General features: G+C 61.8%; 13 protein-coding genes. All 13 read left to right on the top strand.

What is annotated here, in order from left to right:
- Window positions 1-136: 136 nt before the first annotated feature.
- The 13 genes from Q9R34_RS08405 (at window position 137) to Q9R34_RS08465 (ending at window position 19,803) form a co-directional block, all read left to right on the top strand.
- Window positions 137-1,360, top strand: coding sequence for an MdtA/MuxA family multidrug efflux RND transporter periplasmic adaptor subunit (locus Q9R34_RS08405; RefSeq protein ID WP_485893096.1), 1,224 nt, complete (start codon window positions 137-139; stop codon window positions 1,358-1,360).
- A complete protein-coding gene (locus Q9R34_RS08410) occupies window positions 1,360-4,482 on the top strand; it encodes an MdtB/MuxB family multidrug efflux RND transporter permease subunit (protein WP_485893097.1) in 3,123 nt (1,040 codons plus the stop codon). Before Q9R34_RS08405 ends, Q9R34_RS08410 begins: the two co-directional genes overlap by 1 nt.
- On the top strand, window positions 4,479-7,553 hold the full coding sequence (gene mdtC / locus Q9R34_RS08415) for a multidrug efflux RND transporter permease subunit MdtC (RefSeq protein ID WP_485893098.1): 3,075 nt from the start codon (window positions 4,479-4,481) through the stop codon (window positions 7,551-7,553). The genes Q9R34_RS08410 and mdtC overlap by 4 nt, the downstream gene beginning before the upstream one ends.
- A 14-nt stretch (window positions 7,554-7,567) precedes the next feature.
- Window positions 7,568-8,974 (top strand): multidrug transporter subunit MdtD, encoded by a 1,407-nt coding sequence (mdtD, locus tag Q9R34_RS08420; protein ID WP_485893099.1) that lies wholly within the window; start codon window positions 7,568-7,570, stop codon window positions 8,972-8,974.
- Window positions 8,971-10,359 (top strand): envelope stress sensor histidine kinase BaeS, encoded by a 1,389-nt coding sequence (gene baeS / locus Q9R34_RS08425; RefSeq protein ID WP_434122870.1) that lies wholly within the window; start codon window positions 8,971-8,973, stop codon window positions 10,357-10,359. Before mdtD ends, baeS begins: the two co-directional genes overlap by 4 nt.
- A 6-nt stretch (window positions 10,360-10,365) precedes the next feature.
- A complete protein-coding gene (gene baeR, locus Q9R34_RS08430) occupies window positions 10,366-11,073 on the top strand; it encodes an envelope stress response regulator BaeR (RefSeq protein ID WP_033750242.1) in 708 nt (235 codons plus the stop codon).
- Window positions 11,074-11,190: 117 nt separating this feature from the next.
- Window positions 11,191-12,555, top strand: a complete 1,365-nt coding sequence (trhP, locus tag Q9R34_RS08435; RefSeq protein ID WP_485893132.1) for a prephenate-dependent tRNA uridine(34) hydroxylase TrhP — start codon at window positions 11,191-11,193, stop codon at window positions 12,553-12,555.
- Window positions 12,556-12,777: 222 nt separating this feature from the next.
- A complete protein-coding gene (gene yegS / locus Q9R34_RS08440) occupies window positions 12,778-13,677 on the top strand; it encodes a lipid kinase YegS (protein ID WP_434122868.1) in 900 nt (299 codons plus the stop codon).
- A gap of 216 nt (window positions 13,678-13,893) precedes the next feature.
- Complete coding sequence (gene manD / locus Q9R34_RS08445) at window positions 13,894-15,108, top strand: D-mannonate dehydratase ManD (RefSeq protein WP_485893100.1); 1,215 nt, start codon at window positions 13,894-13,896, stop codon at window positions 15,106-15,108.
- 10 nt (window positions 15,109-15,118) lie between these two features.
- Window positions 15,119-16,126 (top strand): Zn-dependent oxidoreductase, encoded by a 1,008-nt coding sequence (locus tag Q9R34_RS08450; RefSeq protein ID WP_485893101.1) that lies wholly within the window; start codon window positions 15,119-15,121, stop codon window positions 16,124-16,126.
- Between the two features lie 81 nt (window positions 16,127-16,207).
- A complete protein-coding gene (locus Q9R34_RS08455; protein ID WP_485893102.1) occupies window positions 16,208-17,491 on the top strand; it encodes an MFS transporter in 1,284 nt (427 codons plus the stop codon).
- 64 nt (window positions 17,492-17,555) lie between these two features.
- On the top strand, window positions 17,556-19,016 hold the full coding sequence (locus Q9R34_RS08460) for a mannitol dehydrogenase family protein (RefSeq protein WP_485893103.1): 1,461 nt from the start codon (window positions 17,556-17,558) through the stop codon (window positions 19,014-19,016).
- Between the two features lie 100 nt (window positions 19,017-19,116).
- The gene (locus tag Q9R34_RS08465) at window positions 19,117-19,803 is read left to right on the top strand and encodes a GntR family transcriptional regulator (RefSeq protein ID WP_434122862.1); all 687 of its coding nucleotides are present in this window, start codon (window positions 19,117-19,119) and stop codon (window positions 19,801-19,803) included.
- The last annotated feature ends 1 nt before the right edge of the window (window position 19,804 follow it).

The raw sequence follows: 19,804 nt of genomic DNA on the forward strand, positions 1-19,804 counted from the left end.
TTACGTCGGGCTGACAGATATCCTTAATTCCTTCAACTTCTGCCCGCGTTGCGGGTCTACACTCTGCTATTTGCAGGCTGCCGCGTTTCAGCCTGCGTTTTGGGGATTTCGCTACTGCTGGAGAGCAACCGTTAAGATGAACCGACCTTCCTTGTTAAAAAAGAGCCTGCTGACGCTGTTAGTGCTGGCTGCCGCTGCAGGCGGCTATTACTGGTGGCACCATCCGGCACAGCCTGACGCCGATCCGCAGGCATCGACCCGGCCGCATCGCGGCAAGGGCAGCGCGGGCGCCCCGCCGGCGCCGGTGCAGGCCGCCACCGCCGTTAGCCAGAGCGTGCCGCACTTTCTGAGCGGGCTCGGCACCGTGACCGCCGCCAGCACCGTGACGGTGCGCAGCCGCGTCGACGGCGAGCTGATGGCGATCCACTTTCAGGAAGGAGAGCAGGTCAAAGCGGGCCAGCTGCTGGCGGAGATCGATCCCCGCCCCTATCAGGTCGTATTGACGCAGGCGCAGGGCCAGCTGGCAAAAGATCGCGCGACGCTGGCGAACGCCCGCCGCGATCTGGCGCGCTATGAAAAGCTGGCGAAAACCTCGCTGGTGTCGCAGCAGGAGCTCGATACGCAGCGTTCGCTGGTGAGCGAAACTCAGGGCACCATTAAGGCGGATGAAGGCAGCGTCGCCAGCGCCCAGCTCAACTTAACCTACAGCCGTATTACGTCGCCGATAGCGGGCCGCGTCGGCCTGAAACAGATGGACGTCGGCAACTACATTACCAGCGGCGACACCAACGGGCTGGTGGTCATCACCCAGACGCATCCCATCGACGTGCTGTTTAGCCTGGCGGAAAATTACCTGCCCGACATCATGCAGGCGCAAAAGAGCGGCCAGCCGCTGGTGGTCGAGGCCTGGGATCGCAGCAACCAGACGCTGCTGACCCAGGGCACGCTGCTCAGCATCGACAACCAGATCGATGCCACCACCGGCACCATCAAGATGAAGGCGCGCTTCGACAATCAGGATGACACGCTCTTCCCAAATCAGTTTGTTAACGCGCGGCTGAAGGTCAACACCCTGCAGGATGCGATTGTTATTCCGACCGCCGCGCTGCAGATGGGCAATGAAGGCCACTTTGTCTGGGTGGTGAACAGCGACAACAAAGTGAGCAAGAAAAGCGTGACCGCCGGGCTGCAGGACAGCCATCAGGTAGTGATTAACGCGGGCCTGAGCGCAGGCGAACGCGTGGTCACCGACGGGCTGGATCGCCTGACGGAAGGGGCGCAGGTCGAAGTTGTCGCGCCGCAGAGCACCGCGCTGAAAAGCAGCCGCGCGGCGCAACCGGCCAGGGGAGCGAGCGAGTAATGCAGGTTACGCCTCCTGACGCCAGCGGCGGGCCGTCGCGTCAGTTTATTTTACGTCCGGTCGCCACCACGCTGCTGATGATCGCTATTCTGCTGGCGGGCGTGCTCGGCTACCGTTTTCTGCCGGTCTCGGCGCTGCCGGAGGTCGATTATCCCACCATTCAGGTGGTGACGCTCTATCCCGGCGCCAGCCCGGACGTCACTACCTCCGCGATTACCGCGCCGCTTGAGCGCCAGTTCGGCCAGATGTCAGGGCTGAAACAGATGGCGTCGCAAAGCTCCGGCGGCGCGTCGGTGATCACCCTGCAGTTCCAGCTGACGCTGCCGCTCGACGTCGCCGAGCAGGAAGTGCAGGCCGCCATTAATGCCGCCACCAGCCTGCTGCCCAACGATCTGCCTAACCCGCCGGTCTACAGTAAGGTCAACCCCGCCGATCCGCCGATCATGACGCTGGCGGTCACCACCAGCAGCATGCCGCTGACCCAGGTGCAGGATATGGTGGAGACGCGCGTCGCGCAGAAAATCTCCCAGGTCTCCGGCGTCGGGCTGGTGACGCTCTCCGGCGGTCAGCGACCGGCGGTGCGCGTGCAGATGAACGCCCAGGCGCTGGCGGCGCTCGGGCTGACCAGTGAAGAGGTGCGCACCGCCATCAGCAGCGCCAACGTCAACTCGGCGAAAGGCAGCCTCGACGGCCCGGAGCGCTCAATTACCCTCTCCGCCAATGACCAGATGAAATCGGCGGAGGATTACCGTCAGCTGATCCTCAGCTATAAAAACGGCGCGCCGGTCAGGCTCGGCGATGTCGCCACCATTGAACAGGGAGCGGAAAATCGCTGGCTTGGCGCCTGGGCAAACCGCGAAGCCGCTATCGTGCTCAACGTGCAGCGCCAGCCGGGCGCCAATATTATCGCCACCGCCGATAATATTCGCGCACTGCTGCCTTCGCTCACCGCCTCGCTGCCGAAGTCGGTGAAGGTCCAACTGCTGACCGACCGCACCACCAATATTCGCGCCTCGGTCACCGATACCCAGCACGAGCTGATGCTGGCAATCGGCCTGGTGGTGATGATTATTTATCTGTTCCTGCGCAACGTGCCGGCGACGATTATTCCCGCCGTCGCGGTGCCGCTGTCGCTGGTCGGCACCTTCGCCGCGATGTACTTCCTCGGCTTCTCTATCAATAACCTGACGCTGATGGCGCTGACTATCGCCACCGGCTTCGTGGTCGATGACGCCATCGTAGTCATTGAAAACATCACCCGCTATCTGGAAAAGGGCGAAAAGCCGCTCACCGCCGCGCTCAAAGGAGCGGGAGAAATCGGCTTTACCATTATCTCCCTTACCTTTTCGCTGATCGCGGTGCTGATCCCGCTGCTGTTTATGGGCGACGTGATCGGCCGCCTGTTCCGTGAGTTTGCCGTCACGCTGGCGGTGGCGATTCTGATTTCCGCGGTGGTCTCGCTGACGCTGACGCCAATGATGTGCGCGCGCATGCTGAGCGCCGAGTCGCTGCGCAAGCAGAACCGCTTTTCGCGCGCCTGTGAAGCCTTTTTCGACCGGTTAATCGCCGGGTACGGCGGCTGGCTGCGCAAGGTGCTGGCGCATCCCTGGCTGACGCTGTCGGTAGCGCTCGGCACGCTGCTGCTCACCGTGCTGCTGTGGATAGTGATCCCGAAAGGCTTTTTCCCACAGCAGGATAACTCGATTATTCAGGGCACATTGCAGGCGTCGCAGAGCGCCTCCTACGCCAGCATGGCGGAGCGCACGCGCGACGTCGCCTCGCTGATCGTGAAAGATCCGGCGGTGCAGAGCATGACCGCTTTCGTCGGCGTCGACGGCACCAACGCCGCGCTCAACAGCGCGCGCCTGCAGATCAACCTGAAGCCGCTGAGCGAGCGCGACGACCGTATCCCGCAGGTGCAGCAGCGGCTGCAGCAGCAGATAAGCCAGCTTCCCGGCGTTACGCTGTGGCTGCAGCCGGTACAGGATCTGACGATTGAAACCCAGGCGAGCCGCACGCCCTATCAGTTCACGCTGCAGTCCGGCTCGCTGGCGTCGCTCGGCACCTGGGTGCCGAAACTGCTGGAGGCGCTGCGCCAGTCGCCTGAGCTGCGCGATATCAGCAGCGACTGGCAGGATCAGGGGCTGGAGGCGTACGTCAATGTCGACCGCGACAGCGCCAGCCGCCTCGGCATCAGTATGGCGGACGTTGATAACGCGCTCTATAACGCCTTCGGCCAGCGCCTGATCTCCACCATTTATACCCAGGCGAACCAGTATCGCGTGGTGCTGGAGCAGGACAACCGCGCCACGCCGGGCCTGGCGGGCCTGGAAAGCATCCGGCTCAACAGCACCGACGGCGGCAGCGTGCCGCTCAGCGCCATCGCGAAAGTTGAGCAGCGCCACAGCGCGCTAAGCATCAACCATCTCGATCAGTTCCCGTCAGCAACCTTCTCTTTTAACGTTGCCGACGGCTATTCGCTGGGCGATGCGGTGAAAGCGGTCAGCGCGGCGGAAGAGCGTCTCGGCATGCCTGCCGAACTGATGACCCAGTTCCAGGGCAGCACTCTGGCGTTCGAGGCGGCGCTTACCAGCACCGTCTGGCTGATCGTCGCGGCCATCGTGGCGATGTATATCGTGCTGGGCGTGCTCTATGAGAGCTTTATCCACCCCATCACGATTTTGTCGACGCTGCCCACCGCCGGCGTCGGCGCGCTGCTGGCGCTGATGCTGAGCGGCGGCGAGCTGGATATTGTCGCCATCATCGGCATTATTCTGCTGATCGGCATCGTGAAGAAAAACGCCATTATGATGATCGACTTTGCGCTGGCCGCCGAACGCGAGCAAGGCATGACCCCCTATGACGCCATCTATCAGGCGTGCCTGCTGCGTTTTCGCCCAATCCTGATGACCACGCTGGCGGCGCTGCTGGGCGCGCTGCCGCTGATGCTCAGCACCGGCGTCGGCGCCGAGCTGCGCCACCCGCTCGGCATCGCCATGGTGGGCGGCCTGATCCTGAGCCAGGTGCTGACGCTGTTTACCACACCAGTGATCTACCTGCTGTTTGATCGCCTCGGCCAGGCCGCGCGCCGCCGCTTTAACGGCCGGGAGGCGGAGCAGTGAGATTCTTTGCGCTGTTTATCCACCGCCCGGTGGCTACCTCGCTGCTGACCCTCGCCATTGCGCTGGCGGGCGTGCTCGGCTTTCGCCTGCTGCCGGTCGCTCCGCTGCCGCAGGTCGACTTTCCGGTGATAGTGATTTCCGCCTCGCTGCCGGGCGCGTCGCCGGAAATCATGGCGTCATCGGTGGCGACGCCGCTGGAGCGTTCGCTGGGCCGCATCGCCGGCGTCAGCGAAATGACCTCCACCAGCTCGCTCGGCAGCACGCGCATTATTCTGGTGCTCGATTTCGATCGCGACATCAACGGCGCGGCGCGCGACGTGCAGGCGGCCATTAACGCGGCGCAAAGCCTGCTGCCGACGGGAATGCCGAGCCGCCCCACTTACCGCAAGGTCAACCCCTCAGACGCGCCGATTATGATCATGACGCTGACCTCGGATATCTATAATCCGGGCCAGCTCTATGACTACGCCTCGACCCAGCTGGCGCAGAAGCTGTCGCAGATCGAAGGGGTCGGCGACGTCACGGTCGGCGGCAGCTCGCTGCCTGCGGTGCGCGTCGCGCTGAATCCGCAGGCGCTGTTTAACCAGGGGGTTTCGCTGGATGCGGTGCGCGAGGCGATCGCCAACGCCAACCAGCGTCGTCCGCAGGGCGCGGTAGAGGATCGCCAGCAGCGCTGGCAGCTGCGCACCAACGACGAGCTGAAAACCGCCAGCGACTACGCGCCGCTGGTGGTGCACTACAGCAAGGGCGCGGCGGTGAAGCTGGCGGACGTCGCCAGCGTACAGGACTCGGTGCAGGACGTGCGCAACGCCGGGATGGCGGACGGCAAGCCCGCGGTGCTGCTGCTGGTGCGCAAAACGCCAGAGGCGAACGTGATCGACACCGTTGACCGCATTCGCGCCGAGCTGCCAACGCTGCACCAGACCATTCCCGCCGCCATCGACCTGCAGATTGCGCAGGACCGCTCGCCCACCATTCGCGCCTCGCTGCATGAGGTCGAGCAGTCGCTGACCATCGCCGTGCTGCTGGTGATTATGGTGGTGTTCGTTTTCCTGCGCTCCGGCCGCGCCACGCTGATCCCGGCCGCCGCGGTGCCGGTCTCGCTGATCGGCACCTTCGCCGCGATGTACCTGTGCGGCTTCAGCCTGAATAACCTGTCGCTGATGGCGCTGACCATCGCCACCGGTTTCGTGGTGGATGACGCCATTGTGGTGCTGGAGAATATCGCGCGCCACGTCGAGGCGGGCATGAAACCCCTGCAGGCAGCGCTGACCGGCGTGCGCGAAGTAGGCTTTACCGTGCTGTCGATGAGCCTGTCGCTGATCGCCGTCTTTCTGCCGCTGCTGATGACAGGCGGGCTGATTGGCCGCTTCTTCTCTGAATTCGCCATTACGCTCTCGGTGGCGATCGCCATCTCGATGGTGATCTCCCTCACCCTGACGCCGATGATGTGCGCGTATCTGCTGAAGCCGCATGCGCCGCGCGCCCAGCCGCGTCGGCACGGCGCTGGCCGGATGCTGCTGGCGATCCAGCAGGGCTATGGTCGCTCGCTGGGCTGGGTGCTGAACCATGCGCGCTGGGTGCTGCTGCTGCTGTTCGGCACCGTCGCCCTGACCGTCTGGCTGTTTATTCAGGTGCCGAAAACCTTTATGCCGGAGCAGGACACCGGCCGCCTGTCGGGCTTTATCTCCGCCGACCAGAGCATCTCCTTCCAGGCGATGCGCCAGAAGCTGCAGGATTTTATGGTGATCGTGAAGGCGGATCCGGCGGTCGAAAGCGTGGTGGGCTTTACCGGCGGCATGCGCACCAACAGCGGCTCGATGTTTATCTCGCTGAAGCCGCTCTCAGAGCGCAGCGAGAACGCCCAGGCGGTCATCGCCCGGCTGCGCGCGAAGCTGGCGAAAGAGCCCGGCGCCAGCCTCTATCTCAACGCGGTGCAGGACCTGCGCGCCGGCGGCCGCGAATCGAACGCCAGCTATCAGTATTCGCTGCTCTCGGACGATCTCGCCGCGCTGCGCGAGTGGGAGCCGAAAATCCGTCAGGCCTTCTCCGCGCTGCCGCAGCTGGCGGACGTCAATTCCGATCAGCAGGACAAAGGCAGCGAAATGGCGCTAATCTACGATCGCGAAAGCATGTCGCGCCTCGGCATTGACGTCTCTGAGGCAAACGCCCTGCTGAATAACGCCTTCGGCCAGCGGCAGATCTCCACCATCTATCAGCCGCTGAATCAGTACAAGGTGGTGATGGAGGTCGATCCGCGCTACACCCAGGACATCAGCGCGCTGGATCAGATGTTTGTGATTAACAGCGAGGGCAAACCGATTCCCCTGTCGTGGTTCGCCCGCTGGCAGCCCGCCAACGCGCCGCTGTCGGTCAACCATGAAGGGCTCTCCGCCGCCTCGACCATCTCCTTTAACCTGCCGGAGGGTGTTTCGCTGTCCCAAGCTTCTGCGGCGATCGATCGCACCATGACGGCTATCGGCGTGCCCTCCAGCGTGCGCGGCAGCTTCGCCGGCACCGCGCAGGTGTTTGAGCAGTCGCAGAGCAGCCAGCTCTGGCTGATGCTCGCCGCCATCGCCGCCGTCTATATCGTGCTGGGCATCTTGTATGAGAGCTATGTCCATCCGCTGACCATTCTCTCGACGCTGCCCTCCGCGGGCGTTGGCGCGCTGCTGGCGCTGACGCTGTTCGATACGCCTTTTAGCCTGATCGCCCTTATCGGCATCCTGCTGCTGATCGGCATCGTGAAAAAGAACGCCATTATGATGGTGGATTTTGCGCTGGAGGCGCAGCGCAGCGGCAACCTGAGCGCGCGCGACGCCATTTTCCAGGCCTGCCTGCTGCGTTTTCGCCCGATTCTGATGACCACGCTCGCCGCACTGTTCGGCGCGCTGCCGCTGGTGATCACCAGCGGCGACGGCGCGGAGCTGCGCCAGCCGCTCGGCATCACCATCGCTGGCGGGCTGATTATGAGCCAGCTGCTGACGCTCTATACCACGCCGGTGGTCTATCTCTATATGGACAAGCTGCGGCGCAAGCGCGGTAAAATCGGCCAGCTGGTGGAGAGTTAAGGAGAGAACAGGAAATGAACGCCCAACACGCCACGGTTCGCTGGCAGCTATGGATTGTCGCCTTCGGCTTCTTTATGCAGACGCTGGACACCACCATCGTTAACACCGCCCTTCCCTCGATGGCGCAGGATCTGGGCGTCAGCCCGCTGCATATGCATGCGGTCATCGTCTCCTATCTGCTGACGGTGGCGGTGACCCTGCCAATGAGCGGCTGGCTGGCGGATCGCTTCGGCGTGCGCAACATCTTCTTCAGCGCTATCGTGCTGTTCAGCGTCGGTTCGCTGCTCTGCGGCTTCTCTTCAACGCTGGACCAGCTGGTGATGGCGCGCGTGGTGCAGGGCGTCGGCGGCGCGATGATGGTGCCGGTCGGCCGCCTGACCGTGATGAAAATCGTGCCGCGCGCGCAGTATATGTCGGCGATGACCTTCGTCACCCTGCCGGGACAGATCGGCCCGCTGGTCGGCCCGGCGCTCGGCGGCGTGCTGGTGGAGTATGCCAGCTGGCACTGGATCTTCCTGATTAATATTCCGGTCGGCATCGTCGGCGCTATCGCCACCCTGACGCTGATGCCAAATTACTCGATGCAGACGCGGCGCTTCGATTTTCTCGGCTTTCTGCTGCTGGCCGTCGGCATGGCGACGCTGACGCTGGCGCTCGACGGCCAGCGCAGCAGCGGCGGCTCTCCCCTGCTGCTGGGCGCGATGATCCTGACGGGCCTCTTTTCGCTGCTCTATTATCTGATGCACGCGCGCGGCAACGACAATGCGCTGTTCAGCCTGAAGCTGTTCGACAACCGCCTCTACTCTATTGGCCTGCTCGGCAGCTTTTTAGGCCGCATCGGCAGCGGCATGCTGCCGTTTATGACGCCAATTTTTTTGCAGGTCGGCATGGGCTTTACGCCGTTTCACGCCGGGCTGATGATGATCCCGATGGTGCTGGGCAATATGGGCATCAAACGCATGGTGGTGCGCATCGTTAACCTGTTCGGCTATCGCAATACGCTGGTCTGCACCACGCTGGCTCTCGCCGTGGTGGTGCTGCTCTTTCCGCTGGTGGCGCTGCTTGGCTGGCTGTGGCTGCTGCCGCTGGTGCTGCTTATGCAGGGCATGGTGAACGCGCTGCGCTTCTCCTCGATGAATACCCTGACGCTGAAGGATCTGCCAGACGCGCTCGCCTCCAGCGGCAACAGCCTGCTGTCGATGATTATGCAGCTGTCGATGAGCGTCGGCGTCACCCTCGCCGGCCTGCTGCTGGGCGCGTTCGGCCAGGATGCGCTGGGCAGCAGCGAGAACACCCATACGATGTTTGTCACCGCCTGGGCCTGCATGGCGCTGATTATCGCCCTGCCCGCGCTGGTGTTCTGGCGCGTGCCGAAGGAAACCAGTCAGAACGTCGATCTGCGACGCCGGAGAAAATCATGAAGTTGCCGTTGCGCCTGGGCATCAGCGCCAAACTCTTTTTAGCCATTTTTTCCACCTGCATGCTGGTGCTGATCACCATGCACTGGGGGGTGCGTCTGAGTTTTGAGCACGGCTTTGTCGACTACATCAAGCGCGGCAACGAGCAGCGGCTCGCCATGCTCGGCGACGCGCTGGCCGATCAGTATGAACAGCACGGCAACTGGGATTTTCTGCGGCATAACGATCGGCTGGTATTCACCATGCTGCGCTCGCTGGAGCAGAATCCCGACAGCAATAACCAGCTGCCGCCGCACGGCTGGCGCACCCAGTTCTGGATCATCGACCAGCAGTATAAGGTGCTGGTCGGGCCGCGCGCGCCGGTGCCGCAGGAAGGCTCGCGCCGCAATATCACCACCAGCAACGGTAAGGTGGTCGGCTGGGTGGTAGGCTCGCCGCCGGAGCGGCTGACGCGCAGCACCGATATCAATTTCGATCACCAGCAGAAGCGCACCAGCTGGCTGATTGTCGGCCTGTCGACGCTGCTGGCGGCGCTGGTCACCTGGCTGATGTCGCGCGGCCTGCTGGCGCCGGTCAAGCGGCTGGTCGCAGGCACCCATCATCTGGCGGCGGGCAATTTCGCCACGCGCGTCGAGGTTGGCAGCCGCGACGAGCTGGGCCAGCTGGCGCAGGATTTTAACCGCCTGGCCAGCTCGCTGGAAAAGAACGAGAGCATGCGCCGCGCCTTTATGGCCGATATCTCCCACGAGCTGCGCACGCCGCTGGCAATCCTGCGCGGGGAGCTGGAAGCGATGCAGGACGGCGTGCGCAAGCTGACGCCAGCGGCGATCGGCTCGCTGCAGAGCGAGGTGGCGGTGCTCAGCAAGCTGGTAGACGATCTGCACCAGCTTTCACTCTCCGACGAAGGCGCCCTCGCCTATCGCAAACAGGCCACCGACCTGGTGCAGCTGATGGAGGTGGTCGCCGGCAGCTTCAACGAGCGCTATCGCAGCCACGGGCTGACGCTGACGCTGCAGATGCCGGACGAGGCGCCTTTCTTCGGCGATCCCGATCGCCTGATGCAGCTCTTCACCAATCTGCTGGAGAACAGCCTGCGCTATACCGACGCGCCGGGCCAGGTCGAGGTGCGGCTCCAGTATGTGGCGCCTTACTGGCAGATGAGCTTTGCCGACAGCGCGCCAGGCGTTGACGCGCAGCAGCAGGCGAAAATCTTCGAACGCTTTTTCCGCACCGAAGGATCGCGCAATCGCGCCAGCGGCGGCTCCGGGCTGGGGCTGGCGATCTGCAAAAATATCGTCGACGCCCACGGCGGCCATATCGCTGCGGAGCACTCTGATTTAGGTGGACTGAAAATCGCGCTACAATTGCGCTATGTTCCCCAGCCGTAACTGATGATGACCGCCGAAAAAACCGACCCGCTGATTCTGGTAGTGGAAGACGAACCGAAGCTGGCGCAGCTGATGATCGACTATCTTGAAGCTTCCAACTACCGCACGCACCATATCGCCCACGGCAGCGACGTGCTGCCTTTCATCCAGCAGACGCCGCCCGATTTAATGCTGCTGGATCTGATGCTGCCCGGCAAAGATGGCCTCTCGCTGTGCCGCGAAATCCGCCGATTCTCTGAGCTGCCGATCATTATGGTGACGGCGCGCACCGAGGAGATCGATCGCCTGCTTGGCCTGGAGATCGGCGCGGATGACTACATCTGTAAGCCCTTTAGCCCGCGCGAAGTGGTGGCGCGCGTGAAAACCATTCTGCGCCGCGTGAAGCGCGCGCCAGAAGAGCCCGGCAAGGCGTCGCTGCTGAAAATCGACGAAGGCCGCTTCCAGGCAAGCTGGCGCGAACAGCCGCTGGAGCTGACGCCGGCCGAATTCCGCCTGCTGAAAACCCTGGCGCTGGAGCCGGGCAAAGTCTTTTCGCGCGAGCAGCTGCTCAATCATCTCTACGACGACTACCGCGTCGTGACCGATCGCACCATCGACAGCCATATCAAAAATCTGCGGCGCAAGCTGGAGAATCTCGACGCCGACCAGCCGTTTATCCGCGCCGTCTACGGCATGGGCTATCGCTGGGAAGCGGATCTGTGCCAGTTGATCTAGATCAACTGACTGACGCGCGTCGCCGCCTACAATTTTGCACCTTTTGCCGGGCCGCCTACCTTGCGGCCGCGGCACGTGCCGCACCGGGCGGCATGCTGACCTGACATCAGTGAGAACATCATGAAACCAGAACTGCTTTCTCCAGCGGGAACGCTGAAGAATATGCGCTACGCCTTCGCCTATGGGGCCGACGCGGTTTATGCCGGCCAGCCGCGCTACAGCCTGCGCGTGCGCAATAACGAATTCACCCATGACAACCTCGCCAGAGGCATTGCCGAAGCGCACGCGCTGGGTAAGAAGTTCTATGTGGTGGTGAATATCGCACCGCATAACGCCAAGCTGAAGACCTTTATTCGCGACCTGACGCCGGTGGTGGAGATGCAGCCGGACGCGCTGATCATGTCCGATCCCGGTTTGATTATGCTGGTGCGCGAGGCCTTTCCGCAGATGCCGATCCATCTTTCGGTGCAGGCCAATGCGGTCAACTGGGCGACGGTGAAGTTTTGGCAGCAGATGGGGCTGTCGCGCGTGATCCTGTCGCGCGAGCTGTCGCTGGAGGAGATCGCGGAGATCCGCCAGCAGGTGCCGGAGATGGAGATTGAAATCTTCGTGCACGGCGCGCTCTGCATGGCCTACTCCGGCCGCTGCCTGCTCTCCGGCTATATGAACAAGCGCGACCCGAATCAGGGCACCTGCACCAACGCCTGCCGCTGGGAATATAAGGTCGAGGAAGGTAAACAGGACGAGGTCGGCAATATCGTCGAGGTGCAGGAGGTGACGCCGACGCTGGGGCTTGGCCAGCCAACCGATAAAGTGTTTCTGCTGGAAGAAAAAATGAAGCCGGGCGAAGTGATGAGCGCCTTTGAAGATGAGCACGGCACCTACATCATGAACTCAAAAGATCTGCGCGCCGTGGCGCACGTTGAACGCCTGAGCGAAATGGGCGTCCATTCGCTGAAGATCGAAGGCCGCACCAAATCGTTTTACTACTGCGCGCGGACGGCGCAGGTTTACCGCCGCGCGATTGACGACGCCGCAGCCGGCAAACCTTTCGATCCGGCCCTGCTGACCACGCTGGAAGGTCTGGCGCATCGCGGCTATACCGAGGGCTTTCTGCGCCGCCATACCCACGACAGCTATCAAAACTATGCGCAGGGCTATTCCATCTCCGAGCGTCAGCAGTTCGTCGGCGAATTTACCGGCGAGCGGCGCGGCGGCTGGGCAGAAGTCGCGGTGAAAAATAAATTTCTGCTCGGCGACAGCCTGGAGATCATGACGCCGAGCGGCAACCTGAACTGCACGCTGGAGGCGCTGCAGGACGCACGCGGCGGCGCCATTGAGGTAGCGCCCGGCGACGGCCATCGCGTCTGGATGCCGGTGCCCGCAGACGTCGATCTCGCCTTTGGTTTGCTGCTGCGCAATTTTACCGACGGCAGCAGCACGCGCGATCCCCATAGCAAATTATTCACGTCGCGCAAGTAAACCGATGAAGTTAGAACAGGATCACAGACCGTCGCGGCGCACTCCTTTATAGTCGCGCCTGCTGCGAACGAGTAACAACTAATAGCTGTTGTATCAGGAACCACCTCATTCACCCGCCCGGCTCCCCCGTGCGGGTTTTCTTTTTTGCGCTTTTCTCCCGTAATTTTTTCCCCCTGACTATGCTATAAGCAGAAATCTTTGTCGGTTTTCAAGGAACGGGAAATGGAAAAACAACCGCTTACTCTACTTATTCTGAATGGCAAAGGCGCAGGCAACGAGGATTTGCGCGCGGCCGTCACCGCGCTGCGCGATGAGGGCTTCGACGTCGCCGTGCGCGTGACCTGGGAGAAAGGCGACGGCGAACGCTACGTTGAAGAAGCGCTGCGGCTGGGCGCTGAGACCGTGGTCGCCGGCGGCGGCGACGGCACCATTAACGAGATTGCTACCGCGCTGGCCGCCGTTGAGGCCGCGCGTCGGCCGGTGCTCGGCATTCTTCCTTTAGGCACCGCCAATGATTTCGCCACCAGCGTCGGCATTCCCGCCGAGATGGAGCCTGCGCTGCGCCTCGCGATCCAGGGCAAAGCCCACGTCATCGATCTGGCGCGGGTCAATCAGGACCGCTATTTCATCAATATGGCGACCGGCGGTTTCGGCACCCGTATTACCACCGAAACGCCAGAAAAGTTAAAATCTGCGCTGGGCGGCGTCTCCTATTTTATTCACGGCCTGATGCGCATGGATACGCTGAAGCCTGACAGCTGCGAGATTTCCGGCCCCGGCTTTCAGTGGCAGGGCGACGCGCTGGCGATTGGCGTCGGCAACGGACGTCAGGCAGGTGGCGGACAGCGTTTATGCCCGTCAGCGCTGATTAATGACGGCCAGCTTGATGTAAGCATCGTCACCGCGCAGGAGCTACTGCCCACGCTGCTGCACTCGCTGACCAGCAACGATGACAATCCGAATATCGTCACCGCGAAGCTGACCTCGCTGCGTATCGTTTCCCCTAATGAGATGACCTTTAATCTGGATGGCGAACCGCTCTCCGGCAATGCGTTTGAGATTGAGGTGATGCCCGGCGCGCTAAGCTGCCGCCTGCCGCCGCAGTGCGCGTTGTTAGCCTGAGGCCGCCTTTCATGCGGTAAGACAAACGCTTACGCGGGCAACAGGCCCGCGTTTTAACTTTTACCCGCCCTGTAACGCAATCGGGCTGCATTCTTCGCGATCGGCAGCGCCAAATTCTCTCTGTGATTGCCTTCACAACTCTGTTACATCAACTTGTATGGTAGTATAAATGCGCGTACTTTTTCAGCATTGATTGCTGAAAGAAGGCCATGAGAGATGAAAATTGTTAGTGCTGACGTCTTTATTACCTGTGCAGGCAGAAACTTCGTTACGCTGAAAATCACCACCGACGACGGCATTACCGGCGTCGGCGACGCCACGCTCAACGGCCGCGAACTGCCGGTCGCTTCCTACCTGAAAGATCATATTTGCCCACAGCTGATCGGCCGTGACGCGCATCAGATCGAAGATATCTGGCAGTACTTCTATAAAGGCGCCTACTGGCGTCGCGGGCCGGTCACCATGTCGGCAATCTCTGCGGTCGATATGGCGCTGTGGGATATCAAAGGCAAAGCCGCCAATATGCCGCTCTACCAGCTGCTGGGCGGTGCATCACGCACCGGCGTCATGGTGTATTGCCATACTACCGGCCATACCATCGACGAAGTAATGGACGACTACGCGAAGCATAAAGAGATGGGCTTCAAAGCGATCCGCGCCCAGTGCGGCGTGCCGGGCATGAAGACCACCTACGGCATGGCGAAAGGCAAAGGTCTTGCCTATGAGCCAGCGACCAAAGGCAACTGGCCGGAAGAGCAGCTCTGGTCCACGGAAAAATACCTCGACTTTACGCCGAAACTGTTTGAAGCGATCCGCGACAAATTCGGCTTCAATGAGCATCTGCTGCACGATATGCATCACCGTCTGACGCCGATCGAAGCGGCGCGCTTCGGCAAGAGCGTGGAGGATTACCGTCTGTTCTGGATGGAAGATCCGACGCCTGCGGAAAACCAGGCGTGCTTCCGCCTGATCCGCCAGCATACCGTGACGCCGATTGCGGTGGGCGAAGTCTTCAACAGCATCTGGGACTGCAAGCAGCTGATTGAAGAGCAGCTGATCGACTATATCCGCACCACCATCACCCACGCGGGCGGCATCACCGGCATGCGCCGCATCGCCGATTTCGCCTCGCTCTATCAGGTGCGCACCGGCTCGCACGGCCCGTCGGATCTTTCGCCGGTCTGCATGGCGGCGGCGCTGCACTTCGACCTGTGGGTGCCGAACTTTGGCGTGCAGGAGTATATGGGCTTCTCCGAGCAGATGATGGAGCTGTTCGACGCCAGCTGGACGTTCGAAGAGGGCTTTATGCATCCAGGCGACAAGCCCGGTCTGGGGATCGAGTTTAACGAGAAGCTGGCGGCGAAATATCCCTATGAGCCCGCCTGTCTGCCGGTGGCCCGTCTGGAAGACGGCACGCTGTGGAACTGGTAAGGAGCGCATCATGAAAAGTGTCGTGATTGAACAACCTGGCGAGCTGGTGCTGGCGGAGCGTCCGCTGCCGACGCCTGCAGCGGGCGAAGTGCGCGTCAAGGTGAAATACGCCAGCATCTGCGGCTCTGACGTGCATATCTGGCATGGCCATAACCCTTTCGCGAAATATCCGCGCGTTATCGGCCACGAGTTTTTCGGCGTGATTGACGCGGTCGGCGACGCGGTCGACGCCAGCCGCATCGGCGAGCGGGTAGCGGTCGATCCCGTCGTGAGCTGCGGTAGCTGCTATCCCTGCTCGGTGGGCCGTCCTAACGTCTGCACCACGCTGAGCGTTATCGGCGTGCACCGCGACGGCGGCTTTAGCGAATATGCGGTTGCGCCGGCTGGCAATGCGTACCCGTTGCCGGCGGCGATCCCGGACAAGCTCGCCAGCATGGTCGAGCCTTTCACTATCGCCGCCAATATCACCGCGTTCCTCAAGCCGCAGCCGCAGGATGTGGCGCTGATCTACGGCGCCGGACCCATGGGCCTGACGGCGATTCAGGTGCTGAAAGGCGTGTTTAAGGTGGCGCAGGTGCTGGTGGTGGACCGTCTGCCGGAACGCCTTGCGCTGGCGCAAGCCAACGGCGCAGATCGGGTGTTCAACAACGCCGAGGTGCCGCTGGCGGCCCAGCTGGAAGGCGTGCAGCAGACGCTGATTATCGACGCCGCCTGCCATCCTTCTATTCTGGCGGAAGCGGCAGCGCTCGCCTCGCCCGCCGCCCGTATCGGCCTGCTCGGCTTCTCCGGCGAGCCCTGTAGCATTACCCAACAAAGCCTGACCAGCAAAGAGCTGTCGCTCTTTACCTCCCGTCTTAACAGCCACCGCTTCCCGCAGGTGATTGAATGGATGGAGCAGGGCCTGATCCAGCCGGAAAAACTTGTTACGCACTATTTTTCGCTCGACGACATCGAACGCGCCATGACGCTGTTCGAAAAAGACCCCCGCACCTGCTGCAAGGTTGTGCTGACCATGTAGCGGTTGCCCTACCCTCACCGGGGATTCAGCCGGCAGCGCGCTGCCGGCGTAATATCACTATAAAAAAGCGTTGGAGCCACCATGTTCAAAAATCTGCGCTGGACAATTGTACTGCTGCTGTTTCTTGTTTACATGATCAATTACCTCGATCGTGTTGCCCTCTCCCTAACTCTACCGCTGGTCGAAAAAGATCTGGCGATCAACGCTGAACAGTTCGGCATGATCTTCGGCAGCTTCTTCTTCGGCTATGCCCTGTTCAACTTCGTTGGTGGCATCGCCACTGACCGCTTTGGCCCCAAAATCGTGCTCGCCGTCGCGGTCGGCATGTGGTCGCTGTTCTGCGGCATGACCGCGCTGGCAACCGGCTTCTGGTCGATGTTGATCCTGCGCGTGCTGTTCGGCATGGCGGAAGGCCCGATTTGCGCCTCGGCCAACAAAGCGATTAACGGCTGGTTTCCGAAAAAACAGGCGGCGACCGCAATGGGCCTGCTGAGCGCTGGCTCGCCGCTGGGCGGCGCGATCGCCGGGCCGATTATCGGCTATCTCGCGCTCGCATTTGGCTGGCGTCCGGCCTTCGTGATCATCTGCCTGATCGGTCTGGTATGGATGGCGATCTGGCTGTTCGTTTCGGCGGATAACCCGGCGAAGAGCCGACGCGTTTCTGCCGAGGAGCGCGCGCTGGTCGACCAGCTGAAAGCGGAGCAGCCGGGCGAAGAAGCGGATCTGGCACAGGCGTCACACGGTTTCGGCTACTATCTGCGTCAGCCGATTATCCTGGTCACCGCTTTCGCCTTCTTCTGCTACAACTATATTCTGTTCTTCTTCCTGAGCTGGTTCCCTGCCTATCTGGTGCAGGCGCACGGCCTGGATATTAAATCGATGTCGATCACGACCATGATCCCGTGGATTGTCGGCTTCGTCGGCCTCGCGCTCGGCGGCTGGATCTCAGACAAGATCTTCAATATTACCGGCAGGTTACTGCTCTCACGTAAAATTGTGCTGGTGGTCTCACTGTTCGCCGCTGCCGTTTGTGTAGCGCTGGCGGGTACGGTAAAAGAGGTCAACTCTGCGGTTATGATGATGTCGATCTCTATCTTCTTCCTCTACATCACCGGCGCTATCTACTGGGCGATTATTCAGGACGTGGTGCACAAAAGCCGTGTCGGCAGCATCAGCGGCTTTATCCATCTGGTGGGCAGCCTGTCGGACATTATCGGTCCGATTGTCACCGGCTTTATCGTGCAGCATACCGGCAAGTTCGACAGCGCCTTCGTGCTGGCAGGCGGCGTCGCTGCCGTTGGTGCCTTCCTGGTGCTGTTCGTTATCCGCAGCCCGAACGCGAGCAAGAAGCCGATTTCGGCGTAAGCAGCAGGTTTTATATGACTGAATCACGGGGCGCAGGACGCCCCGTTTGCCATAAGGACGAACTATGTTAGAGATTGATCGCCTTCCCGCCGACGTGCAGCGCCCGCGCTACGATCGCAGCCAACTGAAAACCCGCATGGTGCATATCGGCTTTGGCGCTTTTCATCGCGCGCACCAGGCGCTGTGCAGCGACAAGCTGGCGGAACAGGGTAGCGACTGGGGCTATTGTGAAGTTAATCTCAACAGCGGCGAGCTGATCCAGGCGCTGCGCCAGCAGGATCACCTCTATAGCCTGACGGAAATGGCCGACGATTCGCTCAACACGCGGATTATCGGCGTGATTACCTCGTCGCTGCACGGCAAAAGCGACGGCATCGAGGCGGTGATCGCCGCCATGAGCCAGCCGGAGGTAGCGATTGTCTCAATGACCGTTACCGAGAAAGGCTACTGCCACCATCCTGCCAGCGGCGATCTCAACCCGGACCATCCCGATATTGTGCATGACCTGGCCCACCCCGACGCGCCGCGCTCGCTCCCGGGCTTGATTCTGGCCGCCATCCGCCGCCGCCGCGACGCTGGCCTGCCGCCCTTCAGCGTGATGTCCTGCGACAATATGCCGGAAAACGGCCACGTCACGCGCAAGGTGATCCAGCAGCTGGCGCAGCGGCAGGATAGCGCGCTGGCGGACTATATCCAGCAGCATGTCACCTTCCCCTCGACCATGGTCGATCGCATCGTTCCGGCGATGACCGACAGCGCCTTTGCCCAGCTTGCCGAGCGTCTCGGCAGCCGCGATCCGGTGGCGGTGGAAGCGGAGCCGTTTTTCCAGTGGGTTATCGAGGATAATTTCGTCAGCGGCCGTCCCGCCTGGGAGCAGGCAGGCGCAGAGCTGGTTAAGGACGTGCTGCCGTTTGAGGAGATGAAGCTGCGTATGCTTAACGGCAGCCATTCGTTTCTGGCCTATCTCGGCTTCCTCTCCGGCTATGAGCACATCAGCGACTGCATGGCGGACGCAAACCTGCGCACCGCCGCGCGCAGGCTGATGCTGGAGCAGCAGGCGCCGACGCTGCGCACCCAGGGCGTGGATCTCACCGCCTATGCCGACTCGCTGATCGCGCGCTATGAAAACCGCGCCATCAAACATCGCACCTATCAGATAGCGACCGACGGCACGCAGAAGCTGCCGCAGCGCCTGCTCGACAGCGTGCGCTGGCATCTGCGCAACGGCAGCAACTGCGACCTGCTGCTGCTGGGCGTTGCGGGCTGGATGCGCTACGTCGGCGGCGTGGACGAGCAAGGCGCGCCGATCGAGATCCGCGATCCGCTGAAGGCGGAACTGGCGGAGCGCGTGGCCGCCAGCGACGAAGGCGAAGCGCGCGTGAAGGCGCTGCTGGGGATGAAAGCGGTGTTTGGCGAGGATCTGGCGCAGAATGCGGAGGTGGTCGCGACGCTAACGCGCTTCTGGCTGCAGCTGCGCGAGCATGGCGCGCGCGCTACGGTGGCGCAGGCGGTGGGGTCGCCGTAATTGTTCAGTGTCAAAAGCGCTGGCGCAGTCGCAGCGCGCTGATTAGACTGACACTTTCCCAACGGGCTGGCTGCCGCCAGCCGTAATACGGATATGCCGCATGTCTATCGCCTATACCATCACCACCAGCGAACCGGTCAACCAGCAGATTTATCGTTATCTGCGTAAGGATATCGTGACCTGCGTTATTCAGCCGGGTTCACTGCTGTCAGAAAAAGAAGTGTCGGCCCGGTTCAACGTGTCGCGTCAGCCGGTGCGCGAAGCCTTTATTAAGCTGGCAGAAGCGGGTCTGGTGCAGGTGTTGCCGCAGCGCGGCACCTTCGTGCGTAAAATTTCCGCACGCCGCGTCGCGGACGGCCGGTTTATTCGCGAAGCGGTAGAGGTGTCGGTCGTGCGCCGTGCCGCGCTGGAGATTGAGCCGGTGGCGCTGTTGGCGCTGGAGCATAACCTCCAGCTGCAGAAGATGGCCGCCGCTCGCCATGACAGCCAGGCGTTTCTCAGCCTCGACGATGAGTTTCACCGCCTGATTGCCGAGAGCATCAACTGCCTGCTGGCGTGGGAGACGGTAGAGAATATCAAAGCGGCGATGGACCGCGTACGCTTTCTGACGCTGAGCGAGGTCTCGCCGCCGGACAGCCTGATTGAGCAGCACGAAGAGATCCTGTCCGCGCTGAAAAACCACGATGCCGACGCGGCCGAAGCGGCGATGCGGCGCCATCTGCAGGAGATGATTTTCTCAATTACGCCGATCGCCGAGCGCAACAGCGAGTGGTTTGAATCGCTGTAAC

The organism is Enterobacter sp. BRE11, from assembly GCF_031844285.1.
In the GTDB taxonomy this organism is placed as follows: domain Bacteria; phylum Pseudomonadota; class Gammaproteobacteria; order Enterobacterales; family Enterobacteriaceae; genus Pantoea.